This is a genomic window from Lachnospiraceae bacterium oral taxon 096 (assembly GCA_018141845.1).
Classification (GTDB): Bacteria; Bacillota; Clostridia; order Lachnospirales; family Lachnospiraceae; genus F0428.
Genome location: CP073340.1, coordinates 721,287 through 742,990, shown reverse-complemented (window position 1 = coordinate 742,990; position 21,704 = coordinate 721,287). Strand labels below are relative to the sequence as shown.

At 39.7% G+C, this 21,704-nt stretch carries 20 protein-coding genes; 4 read left to right on the top strand and 16 right to left on the bottom strand.

Annotated elements, in window-relative coordinates:
* Positions 1 to 51: 51 nt before the first annotated feature.
* On the bottom strand, positions 52 to 1,131 hold the full coding sequence (locus J5A74_03765) for a replication initiation protein (GenBank protein QUI96437.1): 1,080 nt from the start codon (positions 1,129 to 1,131) through the stop codon (positions 52 to 54).
* A gap of 535 nt (positions 1,132 to 1,666) precedes the next feature.
* Positions 1,667 to 3,853, bottom strand: coding sequence for an alpha-galactosidase (locus J5A74_03760; GenBank protein QUI96436.1), 2,187 nt, complete (start codon positions 3,851 to 3,853; stop codon positions 1,667 to 1,669).
* Between the two features lie 156 nt (positions 3,854 to 4,009).
* Between J5A74_03760 and J5A74_03755 the strand changes: the two genes are divergently transcribed.
* Positions 4,010 to 4,900, top strand: coding sequence for an AraC family transcriptional regulator (locus tag J5A74_03755; protein QUI96435.1), 891 nt, complete (start codon positions 4,010 to 4,012; stop codon positions 4,898 to 4,900).
* On the opposite strand, the gene J5A74_03750 is transcribed toward J5A74_03755, so the two are convergent.
* Entirely contained in the window at positions 4,897 to 5,784 is an 888-nt protein-coding gene (locus J5A74_03750; protein ID QUI96434.1) for a DUF3881 family protein, read from the bottom strand. The genes J5A74_03755 and J5A74_03750 overlap by 4 nt on opposite strands.
* Positions 5,785 to 5,886: 102 nt before the next feature.
* Positions 5,887 to 7,221 carry an NADP-specific glutamate dehydrogenase gene (gdhA, locus tag J5A74_03745; protein QUI96433.1) on the bottom strand — a complete coding sequence of 445 codons (1,335 nt, stop codon included), beginning with the start codon at positions 7,219 to 7,221 and terminating at the stop codon, positions 5,887 to 5,889.
* Between the two features lie 224 nt (positions 7,222 to 7,445).
* On the opposite strand from gdhA, the gene J5A74_03740 reads away from it, so the two are divergent.
* On the top strand, positions 7,446 to 8,660 hold the full coding sequence (locus tag J5A74_03740; protein QUI96432.1) for an iron-containing alcohol dehydrogenase: 1,215 nt from the start codon (positions 7,446 to 7,448) through the stop codon (positions 8,658 to 8,660).
* Between the two features lie 116 nt (positions 8,661 to 8,776).
* Here J5A74_03740 and J5A74_03735 read toward each other — a convergent pair whose 3' ends face one another.
* From J5A74_03735 to J5A74_03725, 3 genes are read right to left on the bottom strand one after another with little or no spacing between them, the layout of a single operon-like run.
* Positions 8,777 to 9,277: a DUF4446 family protein gene (locus J5A74_03735; protein QUI96431.1), complete on the bottom strand. Its 501-nt coding sequence runs from the start codon at positions 9,275 to 9,277 to the stop codon at positions 8,777 to 8,779.
* A gap of 13 nt (positions 9,278 to 9,290) precedes the next feature.
* The gene (locus tag J5A74_03730; GenBank protein ID QUI96430.1) at positions 9,291 to 10,163 is read right to left on the bottom strand and encodes a ParB/RepB/Spo0J family partition protein; all 873 of its coding nucleotides are present in this window, start codon (positions 10,161 to 10,163) and stop codon (positions 9,291 to 9,293) included.
* 4 nt (positions 10,164 to 10,167) lie between these two features.
* Entirely contained in the window at positions 10,168 to 10,926 is a 759-nt protein-coding gene (locus tag J5A74_03725) for a ParA family protein (GenBank protein ID QUI96429.1), read from the bottom strand.
* A 135-nt stretch (positions 10,927 to 11,061) separates the two neighbouring features.
* On the opposite strand from J5A74_03725, the gene J5A74_03720 reads away from it, so the two are divergent.
* Positions 11,062 to 12,006, top strand: coding sequence for an alpha/beta fold hydrolase (locus J5A74_03720; protein ID QUI96428.1), 945 nt, complete (start codon positions 11,062 to 11,064; stop codon positions 12,004 to 12,006).
* Between the two features lie 16 nt (positions 12,007 to 12,022).
* Here the strand turns inward: J5A74_03720 and rsmG are convergent, their stop codons facing one another.
* From rsmG to J5A74_03675, 9 genes are all read right to left on the bottom strand, one after another.
* On the bottom strand, positions 12,023 to 12,754 hold the full coding sequence (rsmG, locus tag J5A74_03715; protein ID QUI96427.1) for a 16S rRNA (guanine(527)-N(7))-methyltransferase RsmG: 732 nt from the start codon (positions 12,752 to 12,754) through the stop codon (positions 12,023 to 12,025).
* Positions 12,751 to 14,637, bottom strand: a complete 1,887-nt coding sequence (gene mnmG / locus J5A74_03710) for a tRNA uridine-5-carboxymethylaminomethyl(34) synthesis enzyme MnmG (protein ID QUI96426.1) — start codon at positions 14,635 to 14,637, stop codon at positions 12,751 to 12,753. Before mnmG ends, rsmG begins: the two co-directional genes overlap by 4 nt.
* An 8-nt stretch (positions 14,638 to 14,645) precedes the next feature.
* The gene (gene mnmE, locus J5A74_03705; protein QUI96425.1) at positions 14,646 to 16,016 is read right to left on the bottom strand and encodes a tRNA uridine-5-carboxymethylaminomethyl(34) synthesis GTPase MnmE; all 1,371 of its coding nucleotides are present in this window, start codon (positions 16,014 to 16,016) and stop codon (positions 14,646 to 14,648) included.
* 84 nt (positions 16,017 to 16,100) lie between these two features.
* Entirely contained in the window at positions 16,101 to 16,922 is an 822-nt protein-coding gene (locus J5A74_03700; protein ID QUI96424.1) for a protein jag, read from the bottom strand.
* 11 nt (positions 16,923 to 16,933) lie between these two features.
* Positions 16,934 to 18,214: a YidC/Oxa1 family membrane protein insertase gene (locus J5A74_03695; GenBank protein ID QUI96810.1), complete on the bottom strand. Its 1,281-nt coding sequence runs from the start codon at positions 18,212 to 18,214 to the stop codon at positions 16,934 to 16,936.
* Between the two features lie 50 nt (positions 18,215 to 18,264).
* Positions 18,265 to 18,480 carry a membrane protein insertion efficiency factor YidD gene (gene yidD / locus J5A74_03690; GenBank protein ID QUI96423.1) on the bottom strand — a complete coding sequence of 72 codons (216 nt, stop codon included), beginning with the start codon at positions 18,478 to 18,480 and terminating at the stop codon, positions 18,265 to 18,267.
* The gene (rnpA, locus tag J5A74_03685; GenBank protein QUI96422.1) at positions 18,477 to 18,812 is read right to left on the bottom strand and encodes a ribonuclease P protein component; all 336 of its coding nucleotides are present in this window, start codon (positions 18,810 to 18,812) and stop codon (positions 18,477 to 18,479) included. The genes yidD and rnpA overlap by 4 nt, the downstream gene beginning before the upstream one ends.
* 102 nt (positions 18,813 to 18,914) lie before the next feature.
* A complete protein-coding gene (rpmH, locus tag J5A74_03680) occupies positions 18,915 to 19,049 on the bottom strand; it encodes a 50S ribosomal protein L34 (GenBank protein ID QUI96421.1) in 135 nt (44 codons plus the stop codon).
* A 115-nt stretch (positions 19,050 to 19,164) separates the two neighbouring features.
* Positions 19,165 to 19,794, bottom strand: a complete 630-nt coding sequence (locus J5A74_03675) for an ECF transporter S component (protein QUI96420.1) — start codon at positions 19,792 to 19,794, stop codon at positions 19,165 to 19,167.
* Between the two features lie 472 nt (positions 19,795 to 20,266).
* Here J5A74_03675 and dnaA point away from each other — a divergent pair, with 472 nt between their 5' ends.
* Complete coding sequence (dnaA, locus tag J5A74_03670; GenBank protein ID QUI96419.1) at positions 20,267 to 21,643, top strand: chromosomal replication initiator protein DnaA; 1,377 nt, start codon at positions 20,267 to 20,269, stop codon at positions 21,641 to 21,643.
* Positions 21,644 to 21,704: the final 61 nt, after the last annotated feature.

The following is a 21,704-nucleotide window of genomic DNA, read 5'->3' as shown; positions in this document are numbered from 1 at the left end:
TGTAAATCAAAATACATGACATCAAGATCTATACAAAAAATAGTTCACACCTTACCACTCATTTTCTATTACTTTTTTGACATACAAAAAAAGATTCTTTGGATTTCTAGTTTTTGCTAAAGAAATCACCCTTCTCAAATAATCAGCAGTTGCATATTCATACGCCAAATTTGTAGAACCTAGTGCCTCTTCATGTTTTTTTAGATCAGATGCACACATCCTTGGCCATCCCAATTCTTTTAGAAATCTCAATTGCTCATCTGTAAATCCCTCAAATTCAAGATCTGAAAAACCATGGCAAATTTTATCTCGGCGATTTTCAAACTCTAGCTCTGTATATTCCCTTACTCCTCTAATCTTATCAGATTGAATCGTTTCTTTCTCCATAACTTCTTTTCTAATTGGCTTCAACAAAAATCGTATAGAGATTATCTTTCTCCCCTTTCTTATTGGTTCATAGGTAAATTGACAATCTGTTTTTTTATTCAATTCTTTTTGCACAGGTTTCAAAATTAGATCGTTAAATCTCTTATAAGTCTGATAGGTTTCACTGTCTGCTCTAAGAAGTATACGAAGTTCATCTACATTGATCTCCCATTTCATATGCATACTCCGATTTTTTTCAAGATATAAAAATAAGATATAACTATATCTTGAACGCAAAGACGCAATTACTCGAAGCTTATAGCGAAAATATCCCATATCTTCAATATTGAAGATATATTTCATTGCCGATGGCGTACATGTCAAATATACTTGCCATACTCCACTCTCCTCCTGCTCACAATCCGCACGCTCAAAGAGAGAAATTAAACGAAATTTTTTATCATTGATTGGATCATCTACAGGAACCATTATTCCTAGATGATTTAATCTTTTTTTCAACTCTACAATATTGATTTTCCTCACTTCTAGTAATTCTTCTATTTCACCTTTTTCAAAGCAAACTGTGCGATGCTCAGGATCATGACTATTAATTCTAGAAAGATAAGTGTCAAGTATTTTGAACTCCGCAAGAGATAGCTCCGATCTCCACAAGCCATACAATGGATTAGATTTTTGTACAACAAGTCGATCTACCAAATTTTTTCTAATTCCAATAATAGGAGATCCTTCTTTACTCTTTGCCATAATGACTCCCCTCTATATTCGTTACAATGACTCTTTTACTTATCATAGCATAATAGGTCATATATGTAAATTATTATTATGTCTTTTATGGAATTTCTCTATGCCCTTTGTGGAATTTCTCTATGCCCTTTCTGGAATTTCTCTATGCCCTTTCTGGAATTTCTCTATGTCCTTTCTGGAATTTCTCTATGCCCTTTCTGGAATTTCTCTATGCCCTTTGTGGAATTTTTCTATGTCCTTTCTGGAATTTCTCTATGTCCTTTCTGGAATTTCTCTATGTCCTTTTCCCCATGCAAATGGCTTAAACTCTACATTTTTTCCCCGTCTAAATCAAGTAATAATCAAGTATTAAATCAAGGGAATCAATCAAGCAATCAATCAAGGGAAAATTGGTCAGCCAAACTGATCCCTTAAGCCTCAACAACTTCTTTTCTGTCAATTAAAAAATAATCCTTACAGGTAAACACAAAGCAGGCGTGTGAACTTATTTTTTCACACGCCTGTTTGTTATTGATCATTACAATGATGGTTCTCTTTATTTTACTTTCCTAATCATCCAGCGAAAACTTTGATACTCCTCCACTGCTACTGGAAGAAGAACGCCTGCGTTCATCCAAGTACTTGCTGATCGGATGGTGCCATTAATCTCATAGCGTGCACCTTCCTCAAGTCCTCTTGGATAGATATAGACTGGAGATGGGTTGGCCTCAAGTTGCTGCATCACTGCACACAAAAATCCCTCCTCCTTGTCCTTTGACATAAATTCCCATGCACAACAGCGACTGTGATCATATGGACTATTGAGGCGATAGTAATCTCCCTCATGCACCAGTTGATCGACTCTCTTGTATTCTTCAACCTGAGCCTTTACTGCCTCCTGCTCTTTTTCAGAGACCTTATTTAAATCGAGCTCATAGCCAAAGCTTCCCGCCATGGCAACGGTTGCTCTTGTCTCAAATGGTGTCTTTCTTCCTGTTTGATGGTTTGGCACTGCGGACACATGAGAACCTGCACATCCAATAGGATAGAGGAAGGAACTGCCATATTGAATTTTTAGTCTTTCAATGGCATCGGTGTCATCGGAGCACCAAATCTGTGGGTGAAAATACATCATTCCAAGATCGTAGCGACCACCGCCACCAGAACAGCCCTCAAATAGAATATGAGGATAACGCTGAGTCAAACGCTCTAAGAGCGAGTAGAGCCCAAGGACATAGCGATAGTGGAATTCTCCCATATGCTCTGGACTAAGCTGGGCCGAGTAGACTGCGGCAAGACTTCGATTCATATCCCATTTGATATATTCAATATTTGCAGAGTCGATAATGGATCTCATCATCTTTTCAATTTCATCGACAACATCTTTTCTCGTATAATCAAGGACATACTGCTCCCTCGCTTTGGTTCCCTTTCTTCCTGGCACACGAACCATCCAATCTGGATGAAGTTGGTAGAGATTAGATTTTTCATTAATCATTTCTGGCTCAAACCAAATACCAAATTTCATGCCAAGTTCATTGATCTTATCCACAAGCTCTTTCAATGTGCAACCCAATTTTTTCTCATTGACGTACCAATCGCCAAGGCCACCACAGTCGTCATCTCTTTGACCAAACCAGCCATCATCAAGAACCAACATCTCAATACCAAGGCTTGAAGCCTTCTTTGCAATGTCAAAAATCTTTTCTCCTGTAAAGTCAAAATAGGTTGCCTCCCAGTTATTGATGAGAATTGGTCTGTGCTTATGCACATATTCGCCGCGAAGAAGATGATTGCGGATGGCATCGTGATAGTGATGTGTCATCTCTTCAAATCCATGGGAAGAATAGGTCAAAACAACTTCTGGCAAAGTTACACTCTCTCCACTAGAGAGGACATAGAAAAATTGTTCACCATTGACACCTGCAACAACCCTTGTCTGATTCACTTGGTCAACTTCTGCTGTTATTTCAAATGATCCACTGTAGACAAGCCCCATTCCATAACAGTCTCCCGAAACTTCAGTTGTCTCAGGTCGAGCAAGAATGACAAAAGGATTGTGATGATGGCTTGAAGTCCCACGGCTACTTCCAATGCAAAAGCGTCCATGAGAAAGACTTGTTCTCTGAAACTCTCTCTCCATCGCATGCTTTCCGTAGAAATGAATACAATCAAACCTTCCATCAATAAAATCTAGGCAACTACTCATTGCTCGATTGACACTCACCTTGTCCTTTGAGTCATTGACAATACGCACTGCTCTTGTGATGATGTCATCTTTTTCCAACACGCCGTAATAGAGCTCAATATAAATATTGGTCAAAGTATCCTTTAATGTAATCACTAAAGTCTCACCATCTTCTTCATTCCAAAAAAATGCAGGAAGTCCATCGAGTGCATACTTTCCCCTGTAAATTTTATGCTCTTGATACTTCAAATCAAGAACATTACTTCCATCAGGGTGAATGACCTCTATCGTACTTACCCTGTAATCGCCATTTCCATAAGTTGAATATTCCTGTGGGAGGACATCGAGAGAATATCCCCTATCCATCGTCTCATAGGGATTTCCCGAAAACCCTCGATCAACCTTTAAAATTACATCACTGAGATCATCATTTGCATCAATCTTCTTGCCATACCATGTGTGTAAAAGATAACCAAGCTCATCGACCTTCATTTGATAGCTAGACTTTTTTGTTTCTAAAGTAAATGTCTTTAACTTTTCGTTAAATTTTATCATTTCAATCTCCTTTCCTTACTTCATTTCCCTTTATTAATCACATTCTATGACCTTTTTTTTATATCAACAAGCAAAAATGTTATATTTTTTTGCCAAAATGTTGTTTGTTTTTTTCTTCCATTGTAAACTATATAAAAACTATTTTGAGGAGAATTTATGAAAAAAGATCAATATAAAATATTTTCGGACCACACCGCATCCGATTGTTCGATTTGTTTTGCTGGCATAGAAAATTGTGGTTCAGGGCATTCCTATGGGCCATCTGTTCGTCCCACCTATATTATTCACTACATTATCAGTGGACAGGGGAAATATCTCTGTCAAGACCAAGAATTTTCCCTTCACACTGGTGATGCCTTTTTAATTTTTCCTGATATGATGACTTTTTATCAAGCGAATTTTCAAGCCCCATGGAAATATCTTTGGATTGGATTTCATGGCAACAAAATTCCAGAATATTTATCACGCATGGGATTAGACAGAGAATATCCTATTTTTCACAGTGATGAGCATCAAAAATTAATCCAGATTGTAGAAGAAATTCTTTCCACTGATTCCTCAAGTTTTGCACAGGAATTAAAGAGAAAGTCATTGTTCTATGCTTTTCTTTCTCTGCTCAGCCCCCAACTGGATTGCTCAAAAAAAGTAGTCTACGCATCAAATGACAATAGCTACCTCATGCGAGCCATTGAATTCATTCAACAAAATTACTTCAACCAAGTCAAAGTTTCCGATGTTGCCAACTACCTAGGAATTACAAGGAATTATTTGTTTTTTCTCTTCAAAAAAGATTTGGGATTTTCGCCACAGGAATATATCACTCACTTTAAACTCACCAAGGCCTGCAATCTCTTGAGTGACTTTCATCTTCCCATTGAGCATATTGCCTACTCCTGTGGATATGATGGATTGTCTGTATTTTCAAAGGCATTTAAACGGCAATATCACATCACGCCATCACAATACCGCAAAGCAAAAAGCGAGCGACCTGAACTTAGCAATATCGACTTCGATCGCTATGTCAAATCCCTCGCCAAAAAACATTAATTTTCGTCTGAAAAATGTAGATTTCCCTGTAACCAGATTTTTGCCTTAATTCTTCTTCCCACTGCTGGTTCTCCTCGTAGACTCTGCTTTAAAACACCAAGATGAAAAAAGATATGATTACATTCCACAGTTAGGTCATAGAGTTCTTCCATAGTCAGAGCATTTCTCTTCTCTTCTATGTGCACAATTTCTCCAAGAAGCAAATAAATATCACATTCAACTCCATGAGGAATGAAGGAATTGTCGACAATGCTATAGAGATCCTCAGTCTCTAGTCGCCTTGTCGCATTACTGTAGATTTCCATCTCTTCCATTGACAATTGCTCAATGACCTCCTCCATATCATTCCTCAAAGCATTCATTAAAAGTGTCCTCTTCACACTTCTTTCCCTTGCAATGTTGATTTGCTCCTTTGTCTTTTGCACAGGAAGAAGGATGGTTGCCTTGTCTGTCCAAGCAAAGAGCCCAACACCATCGATTTGCACAGAAAGATTATTTCTTCTCTTTTCTAAATACTTTGCCACATTGCTGACTCGAAAAATAAGACTCATTCCAAGCCGTCCATCTTCCAGCATTCCCGAATATTGCTCATTGTCAATATGCCTTTGCACAGTACAGGAAGAATGAATACTCATTTCTTCACTGAAACCATAGGGAAAATAAATTTCTCTGATGAATTCTCCTCTTTCATCGACATAGCCTGACATACAGATTCCAATATTTTTGTCAACCTCTGCACGAATTTCCCAAAATTTCTCTCCATTTTCCATCGGAACAAAAATGGCACGATGTCTATTTTCTACCTGCAATTGTTCAAGCAAATTGTGAATATCACTCCTCTTTTGGTAATGCGAAAATCCTATGCTCTTTAAATATTTGTGCATCTATTCACCTCCTTTTATTACTTTTTATATACAAAATAGATCCCATACCGACCAATCGGTCAATATGGGATCCATTAACTAAACTATTGCCCTTACATTGAATTATACAGTACCCTGTGAAATCATTGCACTAGCAACCTTCTCAAATCCAGCGATATTTGCACCAGCTACATAGTTTCCAGCTACGCCGTACTTCTTAGCAGCCTCATCTGTCTTCTTAAAGATATCTGTCATAATGTTCTTTAATCTGTTGTCCACTTCCTCAAATGTCCAAGAAAGTCTCATTGCATTCTGACTCTGCTCAAGACCAGATACGGCAACACCACCTGCATTTGCAGCCTTACCAGGCATAAAGAGCACTCCATTTTGCTGAAGGTAAAGTGTAGCCTCCAATGTTGTTGGCATATTTGCACCCTCTGCAACTGCAAAGCAACCATTAGCAACAAGGGCCTTTGCACCTTCAACATCGAGCTCGTTCTGTGTTGCACATGGAAGGAAGATATCGCACTTTACATTCCAAATGCCCTTGCCCTCTGTATAAGTAGCACCAGATACACGGTCAGCGTACTCGCTGATTCTTCCACGCTTAACTTCCTTGATATCCTTTACAACATCAAGCTGAATGCCATTTGGATCGTAGATATATCCGTTAGAATCGCACATAGCGACAACCTTTGCACCAAGAGACTGAATCTTTTGTACGGCATAGATGGCAACATTACCAGATCCTGTGACAACAGCAGTCTGTCCTTCGATCTTCTTGCCATTGGCCTTTAACATCTCATCAAGAATATAGATCAAGCCATAACCTGTAGCCTCTGTTCTTGTCAAAGAACCGCCAAATGGAATTCCCTTACCTGTGAGAACACCCTCAAATGTTGTGGTCAATCTCTTGTACTGACCAAAGAGATATCCGATCTCTCTTCCGCCTACACCAATATCACCAGCTGGAACATCCTCATCCTTGCCGATATGCTTAAATAACTCTGTCATAAAGCTCTGGCAAAAAGCCATAACCTCACGGTCTGACTTTCCCTTAGGATCGAAGTTTGATCCACCTTTTCCGCCACCCATAGGAAGTCCTGTGAGTGAATTCTTCAATACCTGCTCAAATCCTAAGAACTTTAAGATTGATTGGTTTACTGTTGGGTGGAAACGAAGACCTCCCTTGTATGCACCGATGGAGTTGTTAAATTGTACTCTGTATCCCTTATTTACCTGCACATTGCCATTGTCATCAACCCATGGCACTCTAAACGAAATAATTCTCTCTGGCTCAACAAATCTCTCCAAGACACCATTCTTGCGATAGAGATCCTCATTTGCCTCAATCACTAACTTCAATGAATCCAATACTTCCTTTACAGCCTGATGGAACTCTGGCTCGTTTGGATTTTGTGCGGTCACTCTCTCATAAACTTCATCTACATATGACATTGGAACATCCTCCTCAAATATGATAAAAAAAGCAAAGTTCACCCTTGTTTGGGCTCCTTTGCCGTCTGTGCACAGTATAACAAAGCAATTACATAAAGTCAAATAAAATTTTTTTATACTTTGTATATTTTCTATTTATCTCATAGATAAACATTGACATTTATTAACAACCGTACTATAATGAAATTGTTGATATTTTTTTAACATTAAGAGGAGGAGTCAATATGCGTTTTACATTACCAAGAGATCTTTATCACGGAAAGGGTGCACTCGAAGCACTAAAAACATTTACAGGAAAGAAAGCCATGGTTTGCGTTGGCGGTGGCTCAATGAAAAGAGGCGGTTTCCTTGATAAAACCGTTGACTATTTAAAGGAAGCAGGTATGGAAGTAAAGCTCTATGAGGGCATTGAATCTGATCCATCTGTTGAAACTGTAATGAAGGGTGCAAAGGCTATGGAAGAATTTGGTCCAGATTGGATTGTTGCCATCGGTGGCGGTTCTCCAATTGATGCCGCAAAGGCCATGTGGATTAAATACGAGTATCCAGATATCTCATTTGAAGATATGTGCAAGGTATTTGGTCTTCCAAAACTCAGAAGAAAAGCTCATTTTTGTGCAATCTCTTCTACTTCAGGTACAGCAACTGAGGTTACGGCCTTTTCTATTATCACTGATTACGAAAAGGGAATTAAGTACCCAATCGCTGACTTTGAAATCACTCCGGATGTTGCCATTGTCGACCCAGAGCTTGCCCACACAATGCCTGTAAAACTTGTTGCTCAAACAGGTATGGACGCAATGACTCATGCGATTGAAGCCTATGTTTCAACAGCAAATTGCGAATACAGCGATCCATTGGCCCTTCATGCAATTGAATTGATTCAGGCAAATCTTGTAAAATCTTACAATCAGGATATGGACGCTAGAGATAAGATGCATGATGCACAGTGCCTTGCTGGTATGGCATTTTCAAATGCCCTTTTAGGTATTGTTCACTCCATGGCCCACAAGACAGGTGCGGTCTTCGCTGACCTTGGTGCTCATATTGTTCATGGCAGTGCCAATGCTATGTACCTTCCAAAGGTTATTGCCTTCAATGCAAAGGATGCGACTGCAAAGGCTCGCTATGCAAAGATTGCTGATGTCATGAACCTCGGTGGAAATTCTGATGATGAAAAAGTAAAACTTTTGATTCAGTACCTTCGTGGAATGAATGATGATTTGCATATGCCACATTGCATCCAGCACTACGGAAAGGATGCACTCTTTGCAGACCAAGGATTTGTTGACGAGAAGACTTTCTTAGAGCGTCTCCCTGAGATTGCAAAGAATGCAATTGCCGATGCTTGTACAGGATCGAATCCTCGCATTCCAACCCAGACAGAAATGGAAGAGTTATTGAAGGCTTGCTACTATGATAGCGATGTCAACTTCTAAAATGATAGAATTTTATAGAGTATAATATAAAAATCCTAGCAAGTGATCAGTTAAAAAACTTATTCTTGCTAGGATTTTTTGTACGCTGTTTTCTTTTTGATGTTTCACGTGAAACATTAGATATCTGGCTGTCTCTCCACATAACCTAAAGCCTGCTCAAGAGCTTCTCTCTCCTCGCTGCCAAGCAAAACCTCTGTCTGCCCGTGATCGACAATCTTTACATAGATAAAACATCCTTCCTTAGAATGAACAGAATTGAGAACAAATCCAGAGTTTGTATAATCAAGTAGAGCAATCACAAAGCTTAAATTTCCACCCATTCCCTTGAAGGCATTATACTTGACTATTCCAAATTTTTGATAAGATGATCTTTGATTTCGATTGAGTGCACGAATGGCATCCTTATTCGCTCTATCCTCACTCTTTAAATCCTGTAGTTGTAATTTTAACTCTGTAATTGTTCCCTCTAGACTCTCTGCTGCCTTGCCTCGCATAAATAGATCATAGGCACGATAAAGCTTTTGATAGCGAAAGATCAACAAGATAAAAGCAATTAATAATGATATCGAAATGACAATGCTCACACCCATCACCGTGTAGAGTAAATAGTTATTCATCTTCTCCTCCGTCCTATTCTGCAATACTACGCATCAAATCCATGATTCGCTCTAGCTCAGCTTGGGAATAATAATCAATTTCTATGCGTCCCTTGTTCTTATCCTTTTGATGGATGTGCACCTTTGTTCCCAAAATTTCCTGAAAGCAATTTTCATACTCCCTGTAGTAGAGCAGATTTGCATTCTTTTCTTTTCCTTTTTTATCTGGTCTGGACTTCGCATGCTCCTTGGCCCTTTGTTCAACCTCTCGCACACTCAGTCCCCGATCAATAACTTCTTTTGCTACTTTATACTGCAAACTAGAATCTTCTATGGAAAGGAGGGCTCTGGCATGACCAGAGGAAAGCTTTCCCTCAATCATCATTTTCTGAATTGGCTCGCTAAGTTTTAAAAGTCGAAGTGCATTGGCAATGGTTACTCTACTTTTTGCCACCTTTTTTGCCACCTCTTCCTGCTTAAGACCATATTCCTTCATCAAGACTTGATAGCCGAGTGCCTCCTCAATCGGATTTAAATCTGACCTCTGTACATTCTCAATAATCGAAATTTCCATGGCCTCTCTCTCAGACAATTCTCTGACAACAATCGGGACTTCCTCAAGTCCTGCGGACTTTGCTGCACGCCATCTTCTCTCTCCTGCGATAATTTCATAGAGCTGATTGTCTTTTTTCTTCACAATAATTGGCTGAATAATTCCATATTGTTTTACTGAATTGGTTAACTCTTCCAAATCTTCTTTTCGAAAATCTTTTCTTGGCTGATTTTTATTTGGCTCCACAAAATTGATGTCTACCATCAAAGTCCCTGTGGCATTTTCATTTTTCTCCACACTGATATCACTTCCAAAAATCGCACCCAGCCCCTTACCAAGTCCTTTTCTTGCCATTTTCTTATCCTTCCAAAATCTCTGCTGCTAATTTTCGATAACTTTGTGCACCACTTGACCGCTTATCGTAGGAGAGCACAGACATACCATAGCTTGGTGCCTCAGCCAAACGGACATTTCTTGGAATTAATGTCTTAAATATTCTTTCGGACAAGGCCTCACTCACACTCTCCACCACCTGCTGTGACAATCGATTTCTTCCATCATACATTGTAAATGCAACACCTTCAATTACTAAATTCTTATTGAGCTTTTGACGCAATAATTGAATGGTCTTTATCATTTGATTGACTCCTTCAAGTGCATAGTACTCGCATTGAATGGGAATCAACACGCTATCTGCTGCTGTCAATGCATTAATTGTCAAAAGACTCAATGACGGTGGACAGTCAATAATCATAAAATCAAAATCATTCTTTTTGGGATCGATTTTTTGCTTCAATGCCTTTTCTCTATCCTCTACATCAAGCAATTCAATTTCTGCACCAGACAGGTTGACATTAGCTGGCAATAAATAGAGATTCTCTGTTTCTGTTGTAACCAAGACTTCTTCATATCTAGCCAAGCCCATCAAGAGCTCATATATGCTTTGTCTCACTTTATTTTTTTCAATTCCCAGACCACTGGACATATTTCCCTGCGGATCAAAATCAATCGCCAGCACTTTTTTCCCCGCCTCTGCGAGTGCGGCTGCCAAATTGATTGCTGTTGTTGTCTTTCCAACGCCACCCTTTTGATTTGCAATTGCAATAATTTTTCCCATCTCGTTCACCTCTCCTAGAATGTCGCTCTTATTATAGCATATGTTTCACGTGAAACATAGATACTATTGAAGTCATATTTTCTCTGTGTTAAAATAAATACAAGATTAAATACAGATAATTAAAGGAATATATTTATGAAAGCAAGACATAAACTTCTCCCCCTTTTCACTTTGGCCACCACTTCCTTTATTGGAACTTGTGCCATCAATACATTCATTAAAGTTCGGGCACATTCAAAACATCTCATGCATTCGGACACTTCGCTCTACTACAAGTGGAGGCTTGGCAAGATTCATTATACAAAGACAGGACAGGGAAGTCCCCTACTTCTTCTGCATGACCTCTGCCCTACTTCCTCTGGCTACGAATGGGATCGTGTTCTTTCTTCACTGTCCAAAAAATTTACTGTCTATGTCCCTGACCTCATTGGCTTTGGCCGATCAGAAAAACCAGATATAACCTACACGAATCCACTGTTTATGCAATTGATCAGTGACTTTATTCAATCAGAAATTGGAAGGCGCACTCATGTTGTGACCACAGGAGAAACAGCTTGTGCTGTAATTACAGCCTGTAAGAATAATCCTGATCTCTTTGCCAACTTGGTTTTTATCTCTCCAAAAAGTCCCGAAGAGGAGATGAAGATTCCTGGAAAGCGGGCAAAGAGCTACAAGTTTATACTCCAACTTCCCATGCTCGGAAATCTCCTCTACAACATTGCCTACTCGAAAAAAAATATTGATCGCGAAGTGGAAGAGAATTTTTATCATCCCTATGCTGTCCCCGCGCTCCTAAAAGACATCTACTACGAGAGTGCTCATCGTGGCGACTTCCCTCGAAGTGTCCACTCAAGCATTATTTGCAACTACACAAAGTTCAACATCAAACCGGCCCTAGCCTGCATCGACCACAATATTGTTCTTATTGCTGGTGAAAATGATTCTGATGGCGTTTCGGCCATCGCATCAATGGTCCAAATTAATCCCTCCATTGAGTCAGCTATTCTTCCAAAATGCAAGCGACTCCCACAGCTAGAATTGCCAAGGGAGTTGCTTCAACTTCTCAATATTTACTTGTAATGTTTCACATGAAACATTATTTACCTAGAGGTTCTTTGGCGGGCATCCCCGCCTTTCTTGGGTATTTCTTCGCAGTGTTCTCGCACTTTTTGATGACGACAAAGGATCGCCCTGCCTCTTCACCTGCAAGTATAAAGGGATGAATCTCCTTTAATTTTCCCCCTAAAAGTTTGAGTGCAAACTTGGCACTGTCCACTTCACTTTTAATGTCTCCTGATTTATAGGGAATAAAGTATCCTCCAACTTTTACAAAGGGTAGACAATATTCCGAAAGTGTAGAAAGATTAGCAACTGCTCTCGACACACAATAGTCAAATTGCTCTCGATAATCTGGATTTTTTGCAAAGTCCTCTGCTCTTCCATGTTCAGCCACCAAATTTTTAAGTTCCAATTTTTGACTCACACTGTGAATAAATTGGATTCTCTTGTTGAGGCTATCCAACAATACAAATTTTGTATTTGGAAATGCAATTGCCAGTGGAATTCCAGGAAATCCAGCTCCTGTGCCCACATCGATCACTCGTCCACCTTGAAAAATTTCTGGGCAAAAGGAATAAATGGCCAAGCTATCAATAAAATGCTTATAGATCACTTCTCTTCTCTGCGTGATGGCTGTGAGATTCATCACCTTATTGGTTTCTATTAGGTCAATGTAAAATTGATAGAGCTTTTCCATCTGTTCCTCACTCAATGCCAATTGAATTGTGGCCAGCCCCTCCTCCAACTCCTGTCTAAACTCCTCTGTCATGATTTTCCTCCCCGCAAAGTTTCCAAGTACACCATCAACACGGTAATGTCTGCTGGCGAAACACCAGAAATTCTTGAGGCCTGACCAATAGATGCTGGTCGCACAGCCTCTAACTTTTGAACCGCCTCTATGCGAAGACTATTGACCTTTTGATAATCGATGTCCACTGGAATTTTCTTATTTTCTAATTTTTTAAATTGCCGAACCTGCTGTGCCTGCCTGCGAATATATCCCTCATACTTAATATTGATATTGACTTGATCACACACATCCTTTGGCAGATCCTCTCGCTCTGGATCAAGATCTCTCACCGCCTCATAATTTAATTCCGGTCTTCGAATGAGTTCTGCAAGCGTTGCACTTGTCTGTAGTGGAGTCGACCCATGAGAAAGCAAAACTTCCTGTGTCCTTTCCCCTGCTCCGACATAAATGGCTTCCAATCGCTTGATTTCTTTTTCAATGGCTTCTTTCTTCTTGCAATACTTCTGATATCTTTCTTCAGAAATCAATCCCATTTCATAGCCCATCTCTGTCAAGCGCATATCTGCATTGTCCTGACGAAGTAAGAGGCGATACTCCGATCGAGAAGTCATCATTCGATAGGGCTCATGACTTTCTTTTGTCACAAGGTCATCAATGAGCACACCAATATATCCCTGTGAGCGGTCAATAATAAAACGCTCTCGACCAAGAACCTTCATCGCCGCATTGACACCTGCCATAAATCCCTGTACTGCGGCCTCCTCATAGCCAGAACTTCCATTAAATTGCCCTCCCGAAAAGAGTCCTTCAATCTCTCGAAATTCCAAGGAAAGCTTTAATTGTCTAGCATCAATACAATCATACTCAATGGCATAGGCATTTCTGACAATCTTTGCATTTTCAAGTCCAGGCACGGAGTGAATCATTGCATATTGGACATCCTCTGGAAGAGAAGAGGACATCCCTCCCAAATACATCTCATGGGTATAAAGTCCCTCTGGCTCCACAAAAATCTGATGTCGATCCTTATCTGCAAATTTCATCACCTTGTCCTCTATGGAAGGACAATATCTTGGACCCGTTCCCTCAATCATCCCTGAAAAAAGCGGTGAACGATGAATATTTTCCCTGATCATCTCATGAGTTTTACTTCCTGTATAGGTCAACCAACAACTAATTTGCTCTTTTTGAATACTTTTTGGATCTGTGGTAAATGAAAATGGAACTACTGGGACATCGCCTCTTTGCTCTTCCATTTTTGAAAAATCAATACTGCGTGCATCCACACGTGCAGGTGTTCCTGTCTTAAATCGATACATTTTAATTCCCGCATCCATCAAAGACTGTGTCAAATACTTTGCATTTTTTAGTCCATTTGGTCCTGTCTCCTCACTAATTTCTCCATAAATACAGCGAGAACGCAAATACACTCCTGTAGCAAGGACTACCGCCTTTGCCCGATAAATTGCACCTGAAAAAGTTTTTACACCTACACATTTTTTATTTTCAATAATCAATTCTGTGACCTCTCCCTGGCGAATGGTCAAATGATCTGTATTTTCCATTACCTTTCTCATCGCATTGGAATAGGCCTGCTTATCCGCCTGTGCACGCAGTGAGTGAACGGCAGGTCCCTTGGAAGCATTGAGCATTTTTGATTGTATAAAGGTCTTATCAATATTCTTTCCCATCTCTCCACCAAGTGCATCAAGCTCTCGCACAAGATGTCCCTTGGATGTTCCACCAATATTGGGATTACACGGCATCATTGCAATGGCATCCACACTAATGGTAAATACAATGGTCTCCAGTCCGAGTCTTGCACAGGCGAGTGCAGCCTCACAACCGGCATGCCCTGCCCCGACAATCACCACATCATAACTTTCTTCTACTACTGTCATATTCAAACCTACTTTCCCATACAAAATTTACTAAAAATTTCATTGACCACATCATCTTCCATAGTCTCTCCTGTAATGCTTCCAAGCAATTCATAGGCATTGAGTAAGTCAATAGAAAAAAAGTCTTCTGGCTGTCCCTCGGCAATACTCTGTAATACCATTTCCAATGAGTCCTTTGCCTCCTCTAAGCATTCTTTGTGACGAATATTCGTGACATAAACCTGATCATTAAAATTAATCTTTCCGTGATAAAACATTTCCTTAATTGCATCTTCCATCTCTTTACTTCCCGTCCCTTCCTTTGCAGAAAATGCAATGACCTTGTGTGCTGTGTGCTCCCTAACCTTGTCTAAATGAAGTACCGTTTCTTTATCCGACTTATTGACCAGCACAATTGCCTTTTTATTTTGAATTGACTGGAGAATCTCTCGATCATCTTCGCTCAATTCTTCCAATCCATCGAGCACACAAAGGACAAGATCTGCATCCTCTGCTGCCAGTTTTGCCTTACTCACCCCAATTTGCTCCACAACATCTTCGCTCTGTCGGATTCCTGCGGTATCTGTAATATTTAAACTAATGCCCGCCATTTTAATATGTTCTGTCAAAGTATCTCTCGTTGTCCCTGCAATATCTGTGACAATGGCTCTTTCCTTCTTGGCCAATAAATTTAATAGTGAGGATTTTCCCGCATTTGGACGACCAAGAATCACCGTATCAATGCCTTCCTTCATCACTACACCATCAGTATAGCTTCGAATCAGTACATTGATCTCTTCTATCCAAGGAGCTAACTTTTTTTTCAATGTTTTTGGATAATGCTCAAGACTATAGTGCTCCGGATCATCAAGTGCAGCCTCAATAAAGGCAATCTCTTCCAAAATTTTTGCCCGCAAATTTGAAATTTTTTCCGTCAAACTGCCCCGCAATTGTCGCATACCTGATTGTAAGGCATAGGTATTCTTCGCTTCAATAATATCAATGACGGCCTCGGCCTGTGCCAAGTCCATTTTGCCATTTAAAAAAGCTCGCTTGGTAAATTCTCCTGGCTCTGCCAGATTGGCTCCTGCACGCAAAAGAGCCTCCAACACTCTTTGCACAACCAACACTCCGCCGTGACAATCAAACTCCACCGTGTCTTCCCCTGTGAAACTCTTTGGTGCACGTATTAACATCACCAAGACCTCATCAATCACTTCTCCATCTTCCACAACATGTCCATAGTGTATGGTATAGGTTTTCTCTTCCTTTAGTGGTCTTCGTCCACGAAAAATTTTGTCTGCAATTTCAATGGCGTCTTCCCCACTCAATCGGACAATACCGATTCCACTTTCACTCATTGGCGTTGCAATTGCTGCAATTGTATCTGTCGTTCTCATTTTTCCCTCCTATACAAAAAGAGAGCCATTAAATTCCTGCCATGTGCAAAAATTCAACAGCCCTCTTTCACAAGGCTCTCTACATTATTTTTCTCTTGTCCTTTTGGTTCTTTGGCCCTTCTTCGGATAAATCACAACAAAGCGATGGGGATCTACTCCCTCTGACCTTGTCGCCACATGGGTATGATTTTGCAATGCACTGTGAATAATCCTTCTTTCATAGGAGTTCATCGGCTCCAATGCAATCTCTTCTCCCGATCTTTTTACCTTAATCGCAATACTTCTTGCCAAGCTATCCAGCTTTTCCCTGCGCTTTGCCCTGTAATTTTCTGTATCTAATTTGACACGCACATACTCCTTCGTATGCTTGTTCACAACCAAACTGACCAAATATTGCAAGGCATCAAGGGTCTGCCCTCTTTTTCCAATAACACCACCCATATCATCGGAGCTAAGCATAACAATGTCCAATGCTCTCAAATCTGGCTGATAGTTCATTTGGTAACTGACATTTAAGTGCATTGCATCAAAAAGTTCAGTCAAAAAAGTTCTCGCATAGTCCTCCACATCATTTTCTTCCTGCACTTTAACCAATTCTGGCAATTCAGGTTCTTGTATTCCATCCATCACCTCACTGGCCACCAACACAGGTTCCTTCACCTCAAGTACTTCGAGCACTGGCTCCTTTTCTTGTACCAGCTTTTGTACAGCCCCTTCGATATCCTTTGGTTGTTCTTGCTTTGTGCTAGCCTCAATAATCCAAGGTTTTGCTCCAATGCCCAAAAAACCATTGCTTCCCTTTTCGAGCACGTTAAATTCCACATGTTCTGAGGTTGTTGAAAGTTCAATTAGGGCCTTTGTGACGGCCTCATCATATGTCTTCGCTGAAACTACGACCTTTCCCATGGAAATCCTCCTTAATCATTTGGATTTTGATTCTTCCTCTTCTTAGCAGCAACTTTTTCATCATATTTTGCCACCATATTGGCCTTTGCCGAAAGCGATCCTGGCTTTGCATTTTTGTTATAGTACTCTGTAGAATCTTTTACCTGTATCGCCGATTTTTCTCTCTTCTCCTCGAGCTTGTGCTCCTCTTCCTCCTGCCTTTTTTCAATGTTTTTTGCATTGATAATTGCAGCCTTACTTACTGTCTGTGGAGGTAGACCCTTTTTCTCCCTCTTTTTATTTGCCTTCTCAATATTTTGCTGTACCATTGTTTCCATATCAATTTTATTCAAGTGATTATTGACAATCGCCTGAATAATAATACGTGCAAGTGCTGAGGCAATCCAGTAAATGCCAACACCTGCTGGCAATGTAAAACAGAAAAATACTGACATCAATGGCATCATGGTATTCATTGTCTTCATCTGCTGAGCCATCATGTTCTCATCATTATTTCCCGCAGACTGTGACTGACTCATCTGTTTTGTTGAATACCACTGGGTCAAACCAGACAAAATTGGAATAATCCACGCTGGATTTGGCACAAATCCTTGAAATGGCTGTTGAGATAAATTCAATCCCAAGAAAGAATTCATTCGCTCAATCGCTGGAACATTGGCCGCAAGGACATCCTGTAACGCCGGGAAAATTTCCTTTAATTTTGTCCAGTTTGCAGGATTAAATTTATAGAGCAAATTAATCAGGTGATTTACCTGGGTATAATCATATCGCTCAATTGGCATCTTTGCAGCCTTTGCTAAATCTGCAATCTGATTGACATAATCTCCCTGCTGCATCAATGCATTGGCCACATTTGAAAAATAGACCTTTACACTTGGAACATAAGCAGGAATATTATAAATTACACGATATAGACCAAAGAGAATTGGCAATTGGATCACAAGTGGAAGACAACCACCGGCCATACTCGTGCCATACTTTTCATAGACTGCCCTCGTTTCTGCCTGCTGTCTAGCTAGGGATTGCTGGTCCTGCTTTCCCTTATACTTCTTTTGAATGGCTTGAATTTCTGGTTGCATAACCGCCATCAATTTTTGTGATTTTTGCTGCTTGATTGTCAGTGGAATCATTAAGACATTCACTAAAATCGTAAAGATAATAATACAAAGTCCAATGTTCATAATTCCTACGGCACTTGTTACCCTAAAAATCCCATCCATGATGACACCAAGCAACTGACCAATCCATTGAATTGGGTGGAAGCCAAAGCTAGCAACTACATTGGTTTCCATTAAAAGTGTCAAATCCAATTTTTTACCTCCTAAAGTTATTCAATCTATCCCTATGGAACAGGGTCATAACCACCTTTTGCAAATGGATTGCATCTTAAAATTCTCCAAGCAGCTAAAAGTGAACCCTTGACTAGGCCGTGCTTTTGTAATGCTTGAATTGCATACTCCGAGCAGGTAGGTGTGTATATGCAATGTGTATTTCTCTTTAAAGGAGAAAGATACTTTTGGTAGAGACGAATTAAAAATACAAATAAATTTCGAATCATTTTAAAATCCCCTGTATTTTACACAAATGTAAATATGCCGCTTCCAATTTGTGATAATCTGCATCTGCTGCTGCAACCTTGACAATTGTCACAATTTCGTATCCTTGCAAAACTTTTTCACTATTCAAGCGAAAAATCTCCCGAAGTTGCCTCGATATTCGGTGACGCACAATGCTATTGCCCACCTTCTTCGATACCGATATTCCCAGCCGATTTTTTTCAGTTTGATTTGGAAAAATATACATGACAAGTGTTCGATTCCCTGCAGATTTCCCCCTGTGATAAACTATTTGAAAATCTTTATTGGAATGTATAGAAGGAAATCTTTTCATATTCAAACTCCATTCGTCATAAAATCTCTTACGCAAAATAAGGGACAGTCAAAAGACCATCCCTTACGCACTCGCTTCATTCTCGCCCATTGACTAAAAAGATTATGCTGATAATTTAGCTCTTCCCTTAGCTCTTCTGGCAGCTAAAACTTTTCTACCACCTGGAGAACTCATTCTTGCTCTGAAGCCGTGAACCTTAGAACGCTGTCTTTTCTTTGGCTGAAATGTCATCTTCATAAGTCGATTACCTCCTCTTAAACTCTAATGCTCATATTCATACGAGACTTTTCCTTATATTTTTAATAAACATTCTAGCCCATTATATAGAATGGCTATGTCAAAGTCAAGTATTTTATTGATGATTCCGTGCTTTTAACAGGGATGTCACTACGCCAAAAGTAATGACTGCGGTGACAACGGCCTCAAGTACTCCCTGGGTGCCAATCACACCCATGATAAAGACAATCATTCCTTTCATCGCCCGATTCGTTGCATGGGCATATTGGCGACCAAAAAATAAATAAATAAAGCCCATAACTAAAATTGTATTGATCAATGAAGCAATAGCTCCACCGACAAGCAATCCTATTTTTTGTTTACCTCTTTTGCTAAAGAAATGGTAAACATACCAAGCTCCAAGCCCAATGCCAATTCTTGGAATTAAACTGATGACTAAACTTCTAATATCCCCGTGAAATCCTCCAGTGCTGACAAACGGAGAAAAGCAAAATGATGTTGGATTTGGCATAAAAGTATTCTTCCAAATACTGACTAGCCCAAATGTAAATCCAAGTCCTGCTCCACATTTTGGACCAAGTAAAATCGCACCAATAGCCACAGTCACTTGAATTAAACTTGCATTCATCGCTCCAATAGGAATAAATCCCAAAAATGGAATCACAGCCTGTATTACAATAATTGCAATAAATACCGACATCAATACCAACTCCTTGGTATGTTCATACCTCACTTTTTTACCCATAAACTCCTCCTTCATTTTTTCACTCAATTTTATCACATTTTTTCCTTCTCTGCACAAAAGTTATCCACAAAGTTATCCACATTTTGACTTTTTAGACGGTGCGTCTAATTGTGGATAAAGTTATCCACAGACTGTGGATAACTTTTCTCAATATTGTGGATAAGTCTGTGGATAACTTGTGGATAACTATCTCTACCCCACCATTTTATGCGAAATAAAGTTATCCACAGTATCCACAATTGTCCCCTCCAACTATTCGTTAAAGATCTTTTTATTGTGGATAACTTGTGGATAACTTCTGTGGATAACTTTTATCCACAATCTGTCCACAGCTTATCCACAGACTTATCCACAATTCTGTGGACAACTTTTAATCCCTCGTTGCGAACCTTTTCTATGTTTGCTATAATATAGAAAACATAGAGGTCCGTTTATACGGGCCTCTTATAAATAAAGGAGAAAACACACCACTATGATTGACATCATTACATCGAAATGGGAGGACATTATCTCCTTTTTGCGAGACGAATATGACTTGTCTGATGTCTCCTACAAAACTTGGATTTTGCCCATCAAGCCTCACCATATCGAAACCAACAGCGAGGGAGAGAATATCTTACACATCATCGTTCCAGAACAGCAATTTGTCAACTATGTCAACAGAAAATATTCTTTTTTACTCAATGTTGCCATACAAGAAAAGACGGGTTGTCGATGTGAAATCGTCTTTGAGACAGAAGAAGATGCTCAAAAGAGCAACTCATCTACACCTACGAAAAAGCTAAAAAGCACTGTAGATGCCCAAATTCTTAACAGTGCCAATCTCAATCCCAAATATACCTTTAATACATTTGTTGTCGGCAAGAGTAATAACATCGCCCATGCCGCTTCTTTAGCCGTTGCAGAGTCTCCTGGTGAGATTTACAACCCACTCTTTTTATATGGTGGTGTCGGACTTGGAAAGACGCATTTAATGCATTCTATTGCCAATTTTATTCTAGAAAACAATCCAAAGGCAAAGATTTTGTATGTAACAAGTGAAACCTTTACCAATGAACTCATCGAGTCCATTCGCAATCGCAATGACTATTCTTCCACAGAATTTCGGAATAAATACCGAAACAATGATGTGCTTTTAATTGACGACATTCAGTTTATTATTGGCAAGGAAAGTACCCAAGAAGAATTCTTTCACACCTTTAACGCCTTGCACGAAGCAAAAAAACAAATTATCATTTCTTCGGATAAGCCACCAAAGGACTTTGAGACGCTCGAGGAACGCTTAAGATCGCGTTTTGAATGGGGACTTAGTGTAGATATACAACCTCCAGATTATGAGACTAGAATGGCGATTCTGAGAAAGAAGGAAGAGCTTGAGGGGATGAATATTGACAATGAGGTAATCAAATATATTGCCACTCATATCAACAGCAATATTCGAGAACTTGAAGGAGCACTCACAAAGATTGTAGCTATGGGAAGACTAGACAATAGAGAAATCAATCTTCAGCTTGCTCAAGATGTCCTACATGACTTAATTAGCCCTGCTGCTCCATCTCAAATTACACCAGAGCTTATCTTGCAGGTTGTGGCCGAGCACTATGGTTTGAGTTCTGATGATTTAATTGGTCAAAAGCGGACGAAGGAAATCACCTATCCACGCCAAATTGCCATGTATTTGTGTAGCATCTTGACGGATTCTCCACTCATCCAAATTGGAAAATCTTTTGGTGGAAGGGATCACGCCACTATCATTCATGGTTCTAAAAAAATATCCATGGATATCAAGAGCAATAGTGAGTTGAGTAACACCATCGACATCATTAAGAAAAAAATTTATCCACAATGAGACAAAGTTATCCACAAGTTATCCACAAGTTATCCACAATAAAAACTGCCTTCAACACCGC